The 13,650-nt window shown below is 61.5% G+C and carries 12 protein-coding genes and 1 pseudogene; 7 read left to right on the top strand and 6 right to left on the bottom strand.

From position 1 onward, the window contains the following. Positions 1 to 113 precede the first annotated feature (113 nt). Together D3261_RS14035 and D3261_RS14030 are read right to left on the bottom strand one after the other, a co-directional pair. Positions 114 to 749, bottom strand: a complete 636-nt coding sequence (locus D3261_RS14035; protein WP_120073397.1) for a TetR/AcrR family transcriptional regulator — start codon at positions 747 to 749, stop codon at positions 114 to 116. A 101-nt stretch (positions 750 to 850) separates the two neighbouring features. Then, complete coding sequence (locus D3261_RS14030) at positions 851 to 2,056, bottom strand: cytochrome P450 (protein WP_233554000.1); 1,206 nt, start codon at positions 2,054 to 2,056, stop codon at positions 851 to 853. A gap of 259 nt (positions 2,057 to 2,315) precedes the next feature. Between D3261_RS14030 and D3261_RS14025 the strand changes: the two genes are divergently transcribed. The 3 genes from D3261_RS14025 to D3261_RS14015 all read left to right on the top strand — a co-directional run bounded on the left by D3261_RS14025 (position 2,316) and on the right by D3261_RS14015 (position 5,320). Then, positions 2,316 to 3,071: an SDR family oxidoreductase gene (locus D3261_RS14025; RefSeq protein ID WP_120073394.1), complete on the top strand. Its 756-nt coding sequence runs from the start codon at positions 2,316 to 2,318 to the stop codon at positions 3,069 to 3,071. Positions 3,072 to 3,333: 262 nt separating this feature from the next. Next, the gene (locus D3261_RS14020; RefSeq protein ID WP_120073392.1) at positions 3,334 to 4,320 is read left to right on the top strand and encodes an asparaginase; all 987 of its coding nucleotides are present in this window, start codon (positions 3,334 to 3,336) and stop codon (positions 4,318 to 4,320) included. 100 nt (positions 4,321 to 4,420) lie between these two features. Beyond that, positions 4,421 to 5,320 (top strand): polysaccharide deacetylase, encoded by a 900-nt coding sequence (locus D3261_RS14015; RefSeq protein ID WP_120073390.1) that lies wholly within the window; start codon positions 4,421 to 4,423, stop codon positions 5,318 to 5,320. 30 nt (positions 5,321 to 5,350) lie between these two features. Here D3261_RS14015 and D3261_RS14010 read toward each other — a convergent pair whose 3' ends face one another. Beyond that, positions 5,351 to 6,082 carry an SDR family NAD(P)-dependent oxidoreductase gene (locus tag D3261_RS14010; protein WP_120073388.1) on the bottom strand — a complete coding sequence of 244 codons (732 nt, stop codon included), beginning with the start codon at positions 6,080 to 6,082 and terminating at the stop codon, positions 5,351 to 5,353. Between the two features lie 143 nt (positions 6,083 to 6,225). On the opposite strand from D3261_RS14010, the gene D3261_RS14005 reads away from it, so the two are divergent. Then, positions 6,226 to 6,417 (top strand): hypothetical protein, encoded by a 192-nt coding sequence (locus D3261_RS14005; RefSeq protein ID WP_120073386.1) that lies wholly within the window; start codon positions 6,226 to 6,228, stop codon positions 6,415 to 6,417. A 168-nt stretch (positions 6,418 to 6,585) separates the two neighbouring features. On the opposite strand, the gene D3261_RS20725 is transcribed toward D3261_RS14005, so the two are convergent. Next, positions 6,586 to 7,299, bottom strand: coding sequence for a hypothetical protein (locus tag D3261_RS20725; RefSeq protein WP_233553999.1), 714 nt, complete (start codon positions 7,297 to 7,299; stop codon positions 6,586 to 6,588). Between D3261_RS20725 and D3261_RS13990 the strand changes: the two genes are divergently transcribed. Next, complete coding sequence (locus D3261_RS13990) at positions 7,292 to 7,948, top strand: hypothetical protein (RefSeq protein ID WP_120073382.1); 657 nt, start codon at positions 7,292 to 7,294, stop codon at positions 7,946 to 7,948. The genes D3261_RS20725 and D3261_RS13990 overlap by 8 nt on opposite strands. A 28-nt stretch (positions 7,949 to 7,976) precedes the next feature. Here the strand turns inward: D3261_RS13990 and D3261_RS13985 are convergent, their stop codons facing one another. Then, positions 7,977 to 9,374 (bottom strand): DUF402 domain-containing protein, encoded by a 1,398-nt coding sequence (locus D3261_RS13985; RefSeq protein WP_120073380.1) that lies wholly within the window; start codon positions 9,372 to 9,374, stop codon positions 7,977 to 7,979. A gap of 522 nt (positions 9,375 to 9,896) precedes the next feature. Between D3261_RS13985 and D3261_RS13980 the strand changes: the two genes are divergently transcribed. Both D3261_RS13980 and D3261_RS13975 read left to right on the top strand, forming a co-directional pair. Continuing rightward, on the top strand, positions 9,897 to 11,348 hold the full coding sequence (locus D3261_RS13980) for a Na+/H+ antiporter NhaC family protein (protein WP_120073379.1): 1,452 nt from the start codon (positions 9,897 to 9,899) through the stop codon (positions 11,346 to 11,348). Positions 11,349 to 12,554: 1,206 nt separating this feature from the next. After that, positions 12,555 to 13,319 (top strand): IclR family transcriptional regulator, encoded by a 765-nt coding sequence (locus tag D3261_RS13975; protein WP_120073377.1) that lies wholly within the window; start codon positions 12,555 to 12,557, stop codon positions 13,317 to 13,319. A gap of 198 nt (positions 13,320 to 13,517) precedes the next feature. Here the strand turns inward: D3261_RS13975 and D3261_RS13970 are convergent. Continuing rightward, positions 13,518 to 13,650, bottom strand: a pseudogene (locus tag D3261_RS13970) (mandelate racemase/muconate lactonizing enzyme family protein); the annotation flags it as partial.

Here is a 13,650-nt window from a genome sequence, read left to right as displayed (position 1 = left end):
ATATTGAACGATCAATCAAATAAGCGTTGCTATCGGTCGCCCTCGAATGCGAACCCGGTCTCGGCCCGGACGAGACAGCGCTTCGACCGCTCGACGAAAATCCGATAGTCGCGCTAGTCGGGGTCGCGAAGGTCGACCGAGAGTTCTCGCTCCGTGAGATGGTACAGGCTGGAACGCGTCGCTTCGGCTGCCTCGTCGCGGTCGACCGCTGTCTTCGTATGGAGCCCATGCAAGAGGAGCGCGAACAGGTGCTCAGCGGTCCTCGTCGGTGTCGTCTCGCGGAACTGTCCCGCTTCGATCCCCCGTTCGAGCGTCCGTGTGATCTCGTCGACGAACTGGGTCTCCAGTTCGGTGATCTTCGCACGATACCGCTCGTCCCGGGTCGCCTGTGCCCAGAGCTCCGCGTAGACGTAGACGAGAACGACGTCGAACGCTATCTCGTCCGCCGTAGAAACGTCGTCAGTGGTGACGGCGAACGAATCGAAGAACGAGTCGATGAGGTCGGACAGGTCCGCTTTCGAGTCGGACGACCCGTCGTGGTCTCGCCGGTCGACGAACTCCTCGCCGACCAGGTCGAGCGTCGAGAGCAACAGGTCGTCCTTGTCGTCGAAGTAGTGGTACAGAAGCGACGAACTCTGGCCCAGCTCCGCCCCGATCCGTTTGATCGACAGGTCCGCATAACCGTGCTTGGCCAGCGCACGGATCGCAGCGACCCTGATCCGCCACTCGGTCCCTTCCCTGTGACTCATGTCCCGATCACAATACCTCTAGTCTGTCCGAGCGGGAGTGAATACTGTTTTGGAACCACTTTTCCATCAACTCTCCGTCGGGGAGGGTGAGCGACCGCTCGCTATCGCTCGTAGAACCGCATCGGAAGGCTATCGAGTCCGTAGGTGAGCGGCCAGGACATGGGTTCCGGATCGAAGGACTCCTCCGCGAGTTCGATCTCCCGTATCCGGTCGGTGACGGCATCGAGGATGATGTCACCTTCCAGTCTCGCGAGCGGCGCTCCCAGACAGACGTGCGGACCGAACCCGAACGCGATGTGGCGGTTCGCCCGCCGGTCCGGTCGGAACCGCTCCGGGTCGTCGAACACGTCCGGGTCCCGATTCGCGGACCCGATCCACGAAGTGACCTGCTCGCCGGCGGGGATGGTCACACCACTCAGCTCCACTTCTTCGGTCGTGTGACGACCGGAAAGCGACTGCACGGGGCCTCGGTAGCGAAGCGACTCCTCGAACGTCAACCCCCTGTCGAGCGTGCCATCACGCAGGTTCTCATACTGGTCCTCCTCGGCGAGCGTCCAGAGCACGCTGCCGGCCGCGTGGGTCGTGGTCGAGTGACCGGCGAGGAAGAGGAAGATGCAAAACGAGACCTGCTCCTCCGTCGAGAGGGCGTTCTCGGACGCGTCGGTGCTCGTGATCGCCGAAATCACGTCGTCACGATCCTCACCTCGACGCTCTTCGAGGAGCGTGCTGACGTATTCGCGTATCTCTTTGAATGTCCGTTGAGCATCCTTCCAGTCCCCGGATCCCGACGCACCGCCACCACCCATGACGTCGCTCCACTGTTCGACCGTCTCCCAGTCCTCACGTGGGATACCGAGCAGTCGGGAGATCGTGAGAACCGTAACCGGCGCGGTGAGTTGTCCGATAGCATCGATAGCGGGGCCGTCCTCGAGCGTCCGGTCGAGCTGTTCATCGACGATGGAACGGATCGACGGGCGCAGCGATTCGAGGTTCCCCGGCTGGAAGAACTCGTCGACGACGCCGCGAAGCCGGTCGTGCTCAGGCGGGTTCTCGTCCACGAGAACCGTTCCGAGGATATCGAACGAATCGAAATCCGACAACCCCGCCGAGGAGAAGGTCTCGTAGTCCGAGAGAACCCGCTTGACGTCGTCATAGCGGAAGACGTCCCATCGCTGGCGTTCCTCATCGTACCGAACAGGGTCGGTACGCCGCATCTCTTCGTACCACGCGAACGGGTCGACCCGCCGCTGAGACGGTTCGAGCCCGCTCGGGAGCTTCATATCGAGCTGAGGGTTTTGCGTTGCCACAGCTAATTTATTGAACAGTCAATTAATAGGCCTTCTGCTCGGCCGTTTTCGTATATGTTTGATTCAATATGATAACCACACCACATCAAATATAGGCAGACAACGTCTCGAAGTCGGGTCCACTAGAGCGTTGACTGATCTGATCGAGCGTCGCTTCGTTCGTCGGCCCTTCTGGAAACCATCCTCCGAACGACGAAACACTCTATACACAGCACCGACTATTGATACGTTGACCCATACCAATGGGGGTCACACAGCCATGAATGGAATCCAAGACGGAGTGGCGGTCGTCACTGGAGCGGGCTCGGGAATCGGTCGACGAACAGCGCTCCGGTTCGCCGAAGAGGGTGCAAGCGTCGTCGTGGCCGACATCGTCGAGGACGGTGGGGAGGAAACCGTCCGCTCGATTCAGGACGACGGCGGGGACGCGACGTTCATTCGAACGGATGTCACCGACGAGGACGACGTCGACCGGATGGTGGAGGAAGCGGTCGATCGGTATGGAGGGCTTGACTTCGCTCACAACAACGCTGGGCTCGAAGGAGACAGTAACGCGCTGGCCGAGCACTCCGAAGCGAACTGGGATCAAGTGATCGATGTGAATCTGAAGGGTGTCTGGCGATGTATGAAGCGTGAGATCCCGGAGATGCTCGAGCAGGGCAGTGGGAGCATCGTCAACACCGCTTCGATCTCGGGGTTGACCGGCAGCGGCGGGTCACCTTACGTCGCGAGCAAGCACGGTGTGATCGGGTTGACGCGAAAAGCAACCCTCGATTATGCCGACGAGAACATCCGGATCAACGCGGTCTGTCCGGGTATCATTGACACCCCGATGGTGCAGCGGGCCGGTGAAGACAACCCGGAGATGATGGATCAGATGACCGCGGGCGTCCCGGCCGGTCGGCTCGGGGACCCCGAAGAGATCGCCCAAGCGGTCGTCTGGCTCTGTTCGGATGACTCCTCGTTCGTGATGGGGCACCCACTAACGATCGACGGCGGGCTCACCGTTCAGTAATAGCCGAACGGAACGAACGATCTCGCATCGATCCTTTTTGATCGAAGACCACTGAGAGAAGAGGTCTCGTTTCGACGATGCGTATATCCGGACGCCCCCACGGGCATCGGGCAACCACGACCGGACAGCCGTTCGCTGTTCGGGACACACTCGTTCGGCGTATCGACCATCGAGATCGACTGCGGAACAGTGAGCGCACTCTATCTCGCGGATTTTCCAGAAGTGCTATCGTGCACATGCTATCATAGTGGGACGAAGACCGATGTCCGTGCCACTCACCGTTCTCAGTACTGGAGGAACGATCGCAAGTACGTCCGGCGAAGCCGGCGCGACGCCGAGCAAGAGCGGTGACGACCTCGTTGCGGCCGTGCCGGAACTCGCCTCGTATGCGGACATCGAGGTGGTGGAAGTGGTGCAGACACCCAGCTTCGACATGGATCTTGGGTCCCTCGCGACGATCGCAAAGCGAATTCGAACGGCCGTCGAGAACGGCGCGGAAGGGGCCATCGTCACTCACGGGACCGATACGATGGAGGAGTCCGCGTACTACCTCGACCTCGTGCTCGATCTCGACGCGCCAGTCGTTCTGACAGGGGCTCAGCGGCGGCCGGACGAGGTGAGCCCCGACGGACCGAGCAATCTCCTCACCGCAGTGCGGATGGCGAGTCACGAGCGATTCCGCGGGGCGGGTGGTGTCTACATCGCCTTCGACGAGGAACTCCACGCTGCCCGCGACGTGACGAAACAGCACACGAGCGAGCTCTCGGCGTTCGTCTCACCCGAGAAATGTCCGATCGCGCGCTCGACTCGCGAGGGGATCCGAGTTCACCGTGAGCCGGGAAGCCGATCGATCTCGATCGATGCGCTCGCGTCGACGGCCACCGTGCCGATGGTGAAAACCGGGGTCGGTGTCGGTGCACAGCAGGTGACCGACGCTCTCAAGGTGGGTGCCGACGGTATCGTCGTCGAAGGAACCGGTCTCGGCAACACGACGAGCGCACTCGGCGATGCCATCGCCGACGCCATCGAAACGGGTGTTCCCGCCGTGATGACCTCCCGGTGTCAGGGTGGCGTCGTCGCCCCGGTCTACGGAACCGCTGGCGGCGGCGAGACGCTCCGCGCACACGGAGTCATCGAGGGTGGTGACCTCCCGGCACACAAAGCACGCCTGAAGCTACTGTTGCTCATCGAAGCGCTCGGAACCGACGATATGGGTGCTCTCCGCGAGGCTTTCGAGGGAGGGGTTTGACCGGACAGCGCACCAACAGATCGAGTGCTTAGATACCAGCAACGTTTGCGACGACGACCACGGCTATCGGCTCCGCCCGCGAGAGGGAACACGAACTACGATGGGTGATATCGACGTGGCGATCGGCGTTGACGCGGACTGTGTCGCCGGCTGGCTTGGCTCGTACGGCGGTGCGGATTCGCCCGCGGACCTCTCGCGCGGGCTCTCGGCCGGGAACGAAGGCATCCCACGGATGCTCCAGCTCTTCGAAGACGAGCACATCGACACCTCGTGGTACGTCCCCGGCCACACTATCGAGACGTTCCGCGAGGAGATCCAAGCGGTCGCGGACGCCGGCCACGAGATCGGTGTCCACGGCTACTCCCACGAGAACCCGACCGACCTCTCGCGCGAGCAGGAGGACGAGATCCTCCAGCTCTCGATCGACCTCGTCGAGGAGGTGACCGGCGAGAAACCGGTCGGTCACCGAGCGAGCTGGTGGGAGTTCAGCGAGAACACGCCGGAGCTCGTCGAGAAGTACGACTTCCTCTACGACAGTAGCCTCATGGAACGGGAGTTCGAGCCGGGCTACATGCGGAAGGGCGACAGCTGGGAGAAGATCAAGTACGACCAAGACCCCGATTCGTGGACGACACCGTACGAGTATGGCGAAGAAACGGACGTCGTGGAGATACCGATCAGCTGGTACCGCGACGACATCCCGGCGATGCTCTTCATCAAACAGCCGCTCTATCACGCCGGGTACAAGGACCCCGAGATGATGTACGAACAGTACTACAAGCGGCAGTTCGACTATCTCTACAACCGCCGGGGTGCCGGAGTCTACACGTTCACGATCCACCCCGACCTGCACGGGCTGCCCCACATGATCCCGCACCTCGAAGACTTCATCACCTACGTCAAGAGCCACGAGAACGCCGACTTCGTCACGCTGGAGGAGGTTGCCCGAAAATACGACGACGATCCGTCCGTCTACGAAGCGCACGGCGAGTACATCTGAACGACGGTCGACTCCCTCGGAGGGAGACCGTCACCGAAACTGCATTCCACCGTTGACGTTGAGTATCTCGCCTTGGAGGTACTCGTTCTCCAGTACGTACCTGATGGTGTGAGCGACGTCTTCCGGTTTGCACGCGTACTGAGGGAGATGGGTGTCGAGGTTCTCGTGCCCACGGAATTCTATCGCCTCTAGATGCTCTAGGATGGTATCGTTGAGACCGGTTTCGACGGGGCCGGGCGCGACAGCGTTGACCTGGAGGCCGTCTCCACCGTATTCGCGAGCCAACGACCGGGTGAGACCGTGCAGACCGGCCTTGCTCGCTGCATAGCTCGCGTCGACCGTCCCACCGGTGCCCCCGATGCTGGAGAGGAACACGACGTCCCCGTCGGGCTCGAGGTGTGGGATCGCGGCCCGTGCAACGTAGAACGCCCCCGAGAGATTCGTTTCGAGGACACGGTTCCACTGCTCGTCGTCGATATCGGTTGCGAGGTCCGGGTCGACGATGCCGGCGTTGTTGACGACTGCGTCGAGTTCACCGAACTCATCGACGACGGTCGCGACCATGGATTCGACGTCCGCTGAGTTGCTGACGTCGGCCCTCACTGCGATCGCGTCTCCTCCATCGCTTTCGATGTCGTCGACGACGTCAGCAGCGGCATCTTCGGCGGTCCGATAGTTGACCGCGATGTCGTGGTCCGGCGCGAGTGAGTACGCTATCGAGCGTCCGATACCACGGCTTGCACCGGTGATGAGTACAGCCATCTAACACCCCATTGTACTACCCGATGGTTAAGCGATTCGCGATCGCTCTCCGGCGGATCGGTTAGAAAAAAGCGGACCGATCAGGCGTGGTTCCCGTTCATCGTCGGCGAACGGTTATCACACTCCGCCGCCTCTCGGTAGCGATGAGGGACGTGTTCAGAAAGCTCGGTCGTCAGGCCGAGCGGTTCAAACGGAACATGGACGAGGGGATGGAAGAGAACGCGGACTACGAGTGCAAAGCGTGTGAGGCGCGGTTCGCGACGAACAGGGAGCGCTGCCCGAACTGCGGGTCGGAGGCGGTCGCACCGACGAAAAACGAAGCAGGATCCGGCTGATCCCGTTCTCACCCCCTCCACGACGGAGACGACTCACCCCGAGAACCGCTCTGCAACTGTGCTCGCCGAAGAGCAGTCTACGACGGCCGAGATTCTCGAATCGATAGTCGGTCCCGCGAGTTCCTCGCCCGTTCGGATCCCGGTCCCAACTGCTAATACGAGGTGGGGTCAATGCGGAAGCAAATGGTTCACGTCCCGAATCCCACAGCCACGAGAACGGTCGTCCGGTCGACACCCAGCACGACCTCCAGCAACGGGTGAACTGAGTGTGAACCCGCGCTCTCTGCTCGTCGTTCTGGTGGTCCTATCGATGCTGCTGGCCGGCTGTAGCTTCCTCTCGCAGGCACCCGAGGACACCTCGACGGCGGTCCCGGCAACGAACAACACGAGTACGGTGTCGACTGGCTCCACGGCTTCCACTACGGGGACACCATCCTCGACGCCAGTAGCAACGTCCACTTCCACGTCGACGTCGATCAGCACGGCAACTCCGGAGCCGAACGGTACGTCGGCGCTCACACCTCGACCGACCGAGACGGAAACGGACACGGCCCTCCCGACAACCACAACGGCGACGTCGACGGATACGGCGACGTCAACATCCACGGATACACCGACCAACACGGCAACCGCTACGGCGACGTCGACTCCAACGGCGACCCCAACTGAGACGGCAACGCCAACCCCCACCGAAACGCCGACACCGACCGAAACACCGACACCCACACCGACCGAAACGGCAACGCCGACACCCACACCGACACCAACTGAAACAGCGACGCCAACACCGACAGCAACCGAAACGGCAACGCCGACCCCGACACGGACGGAGACGGCAGCGGAGACGGATTCGTCCCGTGAGGGCTGGTACAACGTGACCATCGTCGCGGACGGGTCGGGCGGCTCGTACTACCGAATGTACGGGGGTACTGGCCCGACCATCGAACTGGGGGCGGAAGCCGATACCGATGACTCGGCCAGTTACGAGGACCGAGTGATCCTCGACGACCCCTACTACGCCGAAGGGTTCGTCGGGGACAACGGGGTCGATAGCTATCAGTACGAACCGACCATCGCGGACGAGCCCTCCCTCGACTTCGTCAACGACGGTGACGTCCCGCTCGAAGTGTACCTGAACGGCGAGCTGTACGAGACGGTCGAACCAGGCCAAGGAACGGACGGCGAGCGCGTCGACCCCGACGCCCCGTCGAGCGGCGAGAACTTCATCAGGGTCGAGGCGGTCGGCGATGGGGCCTCGAACTACACGCTCATGGCCGGGGAAGCTGGCACGATGCCGTTCTACTACGAAAGCGAGGCGAACCCGGGAACCACGGCCGAGAATCCCGATTACACAGGTAGGGTGTCGGGGGCGTACGGGTTCGTCGGGGCGGGTGGTGTCGACACGTACTCGACGGACGGTACACTCTACAGCATCGAAAACGAGGGGTCGGCAACGCTGAAAGTCTCCCAAAACGGCGAGGTTTGGGCCACCGTCCAACCGGGGGAGACGATAGAGCCCTCGTACGAATAGGGGCCACTCGATAGCTTACGATCGAGGGTCAGAGCGCGTTCTCGATCGTGGTCGCGACCTCGCGAGCCGTCTCCGCGAGCGGTTCGGAAACGTGGCCCGCCGAAACAGCACTGTCGAGCTCGGCATCGTCCACACGTTCGATCCGGCCATCGGCGTGCTTCACGACGTCGACGTGGAGGTCGACGTAGCGAGCGGCGGTCGGGAAGACCTCGACCGGCGTGCAGATGTTGACGTACGTCCCTCGACGCGCTCCGTCCGCATCCCGATAGACGGTCGGATACCACCACTTCCCCTCGGTGAACTTCGTCGTCGCAGTATCGCCAGCACGGCGCTCGGTTCCCAGTGCATCGTAGGTCCCCCCAGGCGTCATCTCCCGTCGAACGGTGACACTCGACTCGTCACGGTCGGTCACGAAGCCCTCACCCAACGTGATTCGACGGCCATCCGGCTTGCCGTGGACGATCTTCACGTCGTCGTCCTCGTCCGGCCCGAACTGCCGGGCGATCGTCGCGAACGGAAACTCGGATTCCGCGCTGTCGTCCAGATCGCACACCGCCTCTACGAGCTCGACAGCAGCGCTCGCGTCCGTACTCCCGGCTTTGATACGGTGGTGGCCGGCCATCGTCGGGCAGACGACCCGGCGAGCGTCGTCGAGCGCGAAGCGTGATACACGGCCGAACCAGATCCAGGTCGTCGCGCACTCGTTCCAGACGACGCCGGGTTCGTCCTGACTCTCGGGTGCGTCGGAGAGCGCCGCATCGATAGCCGTGGCCCGGTCGCTCGCGGACGCGAGGGCGTCCGAGAGCGCGGCGAACTCCGCGTCGTCGCTCGCGTCCATCCAGCGTGCCCGCCAACCGTCCGGTGGGTCGTTCGGGAGGAGGTCAGTGAGATCCGCAGCCATACCCGGTCGTGTCGACGTCTCTCCGGACCCATCGCGCACGAGTTGGACCAAATGGCCACCCACTTCGAGGTGCGTATCGAGCACTGGGCGGTCGTCGCTCCACGGCGGCACAGGGTCGACGACCTGCACGCTGAGTCGGTCGTCTTCCTCGATCTGGTGGGCCGTGTTCGAATCCGGAAGGAATCCCGAACGACCGCCACAGTCCACGACGGCACCGCCCCTGATCGTCCCCGTGACCTGCCCCGTGAACACCGCCTCACGAGGCATCTCCGCGGACCAGCTGAACGTGTCCGTTTCGAGGCTAGCGAGATGGGTCGCTGCAGTGTTTACCGCCGTGGAGTCACCGTGGATGCCGATGCCCTGTCGGTCATCGGTCGTCTCAATCGTGACGTCGGATCCCTCGATGGCGAACCCACCGTCGAAGCGCTCTTGGATAGTGGGGGATGCCTGTACGACCGTGTGGTCGGCCTCGCGGAAGAGGGCCGTCAGTGCAGTGGCGTAGATGCCACGAATTCGAGCCTTCATCGCGCGTCGGACACGCTAATACGCTGATGAGGGGGCCTATCGGGGAACCGGTTTTCGAGAACCGTGGGAGCTTCGTCTTCGTTCATATTTGGTGTGGAGCCGCCTCGTCCCCAGCAACGTTTCGATCGGGCGACCGAGCAGCATGGATCGAGGGTCGAATTCGAAGAAAACGGTTCGACTCGCACCCGTGGTCGGCGATTCCGGCTTGTCCAGAGTGCGTAGCGCCGAACCACGACCGCAGCGCTACGACGATGAGCGCGGCGAGGAAGAGCGGGAGCGATCGTAGGTGAGGCGAAAAACGCGATTCGAGCTCGAAAACACGGCGGAGTCCCTCGGCGGGTCGCTTTCAGATCGGGGCCATACACTCCATGCTGGAAACGACGCAGGTCGATACGTCGTCCGGTTCGCCTGTCAACCGAGTCGAGCCGATGGAGCGGAACAGATCTATGGCGATCGAGTGTGATGCCCGAAGAGAATATTATCGTGCTGTTTAATGCCCTTCAGTAATTGTACTTAGTATAGATGGGTTCGTTCGACGCAGACTTCCCGACTGATGGGTCCCGTTTCGGCGGACAGAAGCCGTCGGTCCTCCAGGCACTCGTTCCACTGGTCGGTGTCGTCGTCTTCCTCGGCGTCGGCTCCGGTGTACTGGGGCTCGCCCCACACGGACCATTACTCTGGAGCATCGTTCTGACCGGGTTGGTCGGTCGGTACTGGATGGACCTTTCGTTCGAGGAGCTTTACGACGGTGTCGAGGACAGTCTCGCGATGGGGTTGCAGGCGATCCTGATCATTCTCGTCATCTACGCCCTCATCGCCACCTGGGTGAGCGCGGGGACGATTCCGGGGATGATGTACTACGGGCTTTCAGTTCTCACACCGACCGTGTTCCTCCCGACAACGGTCCTCCTCGCGGCTGTCGTTGCGTTCTCTATCGGGTCCTCGTGGACGACTGCGGGCACGCTCGGTATCGCCTTCGTCGGTATCGGTTCCGGGCTCGGGATCCCAGCGCCGATGACCGCGGGAGCCATCCTCTCGGGGGCGTACGCAGGGGACAAGCAATCGCCCCTCTCAGATACGACGAACCTCGCAGCGGGCGTGACGAACACCGACCTCTACGACCACATTCGGGCGATGCGCCTCGGGACAGCCCTCGCCCTCGGGGTCTCGGTCGCCATCTTCGCCTACCTCGGGCTGCAGACGACCGGGACCATCCCGGCTGGGCGCGTCGACGAAATTCGAGGGACGCTCGTCGGTACGTACGACCTCTCGGTACTCGTGTTCTTCCCGCTGCTCGTGACGTTCGGGTTCGCGTTGTACGGCTATCCGGCGCTCTCGTCGCTCATCGCCGGTGTTTTCGCGGGGGTTGGAACGACTATCCTGCTTCAAGAGCCATCGTTTACTGCTGCGTGGGAGGTGTTCCTGAACGGCACGACCCCCGAGACGGGGAGCGAAGCGGTGAACTCGTTGCTCGCGAGCGGGGGACTCACCGGTTCCGCGTGGACGGTCGCTGTCGTGGTCGCCGCACTCTCGCTCGGCGGACTTCTGGAGCGAACTGGCATCCTCGCGGTACTCGCACGTTCACTCGAACGTTCGATTCGGGGCGCAAGCAGCCTCGTCGCCGCCACTGGTGTCTCGGCTATCGTCGTGAATCTCTTCTCGGCCCAACAGTACATGAGCATCGCCGTGCCCGGCATGAGCCTCCGAAATCTCTACACGGAGTACGGACTCGACAGTTCGGCACTCTCACAAGCCATCGAGTCCGCCGGCACGCCGACCGGCGCGCTGATCCCGTGGCACGCCGGTGGTGTATACATGGCGAGCGTACTCGGTGTGGCGACGCTCCAGTACGCGCCGTACTACTTCTTCGGCTATCTCTCGCCGCTCATCCTCTTCGTGATGGCGATAACCGGGCGTGGGATAGCGACCAACGAAGGTGAATCGCCTGCCACCGTCCCAACAGCGAACGATTGAGGAACTCGCTATCGTACGCTACAGGGACCTCCTCGGCGGCGCAGGGAGTGTTTCGGGACAATCCTGATCGTCGTCTTCCTCGTGCTGTTGGGCCCCTCTTGAAGCCTCCATCACCTCCGGACACTTGCGAGGTCGACTCGATGAGTCTCCACCATCTCGAGAAGTGCCGAGCCCCAGAGAGGGGTCGATGTAGGCCTTCGACAGAAGCGGATCACTCACGACCGGCCCGACACCGAAATCCAGTCTCTCGACCACTGGTACGATAGACGGATTCGTCGACGTCGATGGCGAACTCATCGTTAGAATAATATACCTATGGAAGCACCTGTCGGTCGGCCCTCGCCGAACAGCTCTGGTGAGATGTTTTTACTGGTCAAGGTATACTACCTGTAACTAATCTGAAAGCCATCGTCATGAACGAGGTCCACCAAGTGCTAACGGGAATCAAGAGAAAACCGGCGATGTAGCGAGCCACAACCGGACTCATGGGCACGGCTCGCTTGCCCAAGAGGAGGGGCCGAACATCCGATCTCGGCCAAAAGAGGTTCTACAACCGGTTCTACCGATTCATCGAGTTTCTCGGCGAACCAGTTCGGGGCTATTCAAGAGAATGCTGTCGAAAAGAACTCGCAACAGCCACCGCAACGGAACGGGTCCACCCTCCGAGCAGTTCCACGTGGTCTGAGTTCCTCCGATAATCGTCGATAGCGATTCGTGTGGTCTCCCCGAAGTCGTTCGTTCGATGACGGTGCCGACCTCAGAAGTTCGATATATCCTGAACCCGATGCGATCGCACCGGCAGAGTAGGTAATAACTTATATCTTATAGCGCGGCGATACGGTTTCAACAAGGATAACTTTGTGAGTAGGGGTGTAATTACTCTCAAATGGGTCAAGGCATAAGCTTCAGTAGCCAGCAGAGGTTCCGATTGTCGAAACGTCGGTAGAACCAATGCGACTGAACTATCGGTCTTGCCGAGAGTAAGCCCTCCCACTAGCTATTCGTTCACGGCCGGCGAAACGGACGACATCACCACCGCACCACGAGGAAAAGAAGACGTGCCGTTCAGTCAGTCACGGGCAATCAATCTTCGGCTTCCCAACCAGTGAGATGGGCAGCAAACGGTCCGAGGGGATCGTTTCGCCGTATTCGGCTACCACCGAAAACAGCCGAATTATTCATTATGGTTCGGCGTGACGACCGAACATGAGAGACCGGACCCAGTACGCGATACGATCAGTTGGAACCCTCTTCCGGATCATTCAGGCACTCAAAGAGATGGATGGTGCGAAGGCTTCCGAGTTGGCCGATCGGTTGGATATCCCCGAAAGCACGCTACACAACTATCTCAGCACGCTCGTTCAGGAAGGGTACATCGTCAAGGACGGGACCTCCTACGGGATCGGTATTCGCTTTCTCGAGTATGGCACCTATGCGAAGCGCCAGATCAACCTATACAACGTCGCGAAGTCAAAGATCGATGCCCTAGCGCGTTCTACGGGTGAGCTTGCAAGTCTCATGATAGAAGAGGACGGTCAGGGAACGTATCTATACCGTGTAGAGGGAGCGAACGCGATCTCTCCCGCGTGTGTTGACGGCACGCGGCTCCCGCTTGTCACCACGGCCCTCGGTCGGTCCATCTTAGCCCATCTTCCCCAAGAAAGCGTGGACAACGTCGCCGACAAACGAGCGGCAGTCGCTGGGGCCGACGCAGTTCCTACCACGTATGATGACCTCACTCGAGAACTGGCGGGGATACGGGAACGAGGGGTTGCCTTCGATGACGAGACGGAACGGGCGGGACTGCGGTGCGTTGCAGCGCCGATTCTCGACGAAGACGACCAAGTCCTCGGCGCGGTGGGGGTTTCGGGGCCATCGTATCGGATTCAGAACGAACGGTTTGCCCGGGAGCTCCCCAGGGAAGTCCTCGACAAGGCAAACGAAGTCCGGTTGGACGTCGTTAGTATCTGATCCGCGGTCCGGTAAACATCCCACAACGGTCACGGCTCCTCGCGGACTATCGCTCGAAATCCGCTGTCCTATCGGTTGCTGGTCGTTCAGCCCGAGCGTTTTCGGTTGTAGTAATGACATTGGTCACGGTCCCGTTCCACGATTCGGAGAACGTCTCCGTTCGACTCGCGAGAGCTGAGAACGCGTCCGATGTCTCGATTACGTCTCGTCGAAGAGGGTCTCGCCGGCGACGAGGTGCTCGCCGACGGTGTCGAGGTCGAGCGTGAGCCCGAGGCCCGGCTCGTCCGGGATCGGGAGCCGACCCGTCCCGAGCACCGTCTCCTCGACCAGG

The sequence above is a fragment of the Halococcus sp. IIIV-5B genome, from assembly GCF_003602035.1.
GTDB lineage: Archaea > Halobacteriota > Halobacteria > Halobacteriales > Halococcaceae > Halococcus > Halococcus salsus.
Note: the sequence above shows the minus strand (reverse complement) of the source record. Positions and strands in the feature narration are given on the sequence as shown.

Coding starts and splice junctions, on each gene's coding strand:
- D3261_RS13980 (WP_120073379.1), top strand. CDS start 9,897: ATGGGTTCGTTCGACGCAGACTTCCCGACTGATGGGTCCCGTTTCGGC.
- D3261_RS13975 (WP_120073377.1), top strand. CDS start 12,555: ATGAGAGACCGGACCCAGTACGCGATACGATCAGTTGGAACCCTCTTC.
- D3261_RS20725 (WP_233553999.1), bottom strand. CDS start 7,299: ATGGTCACGTTGTACCAGCCCTCACGGGACGAATCCGTCTCCGCTGCC.
- D3261_RS14035 (WP_120073397.1), bottom strand. CDS start 749: ATGAGTCACAGGGAAGGGACCGAGTGGCGGATCAGGGTCGCTGCGATC.
- D3261_RS14025 (WP_120073394.1), top strand. CDS start 2,316: ATGAATGGAATCCAAGACGGAGTGGCGGTCGTCACTGGAGCGGGCTCG.
- D3261_RS14010 (WP_120073388.1), bottom strand. CDS start 6,082: ATGGCTGTACTCATCACCGGTGCAAGCCGTGGTATCGGACGCTCGATA.
- D3261_RS13985 (WP_120073380.1), bottom strand. CDS start 9,374: ATGAAGGCTCGAATTCGTGGCATCTACGCCACTGCACTGACGGCCCTC.
- D3261_RS14020 (WP_120073392.1), top strand. CDS start 3,334: ATGTCCGTGCCACTCACCGTTCTCAGTACTGGAGGAACGATCGCAAGT.
- D3261_RS14015 (WP_120073390.1), top strand. CDS start 4,421: ATGGGTGATATCGACGTGGCGATCGGCGTTGACGCGGACTGTGTCGCC.
- D3261_RS14005 (WP_120073386.1), top strand. CDS start 6,226: ATGAGGGACGTGTTCAGAAAGCTCGGTCGTCAGGCCGAGCGGTTCAAA.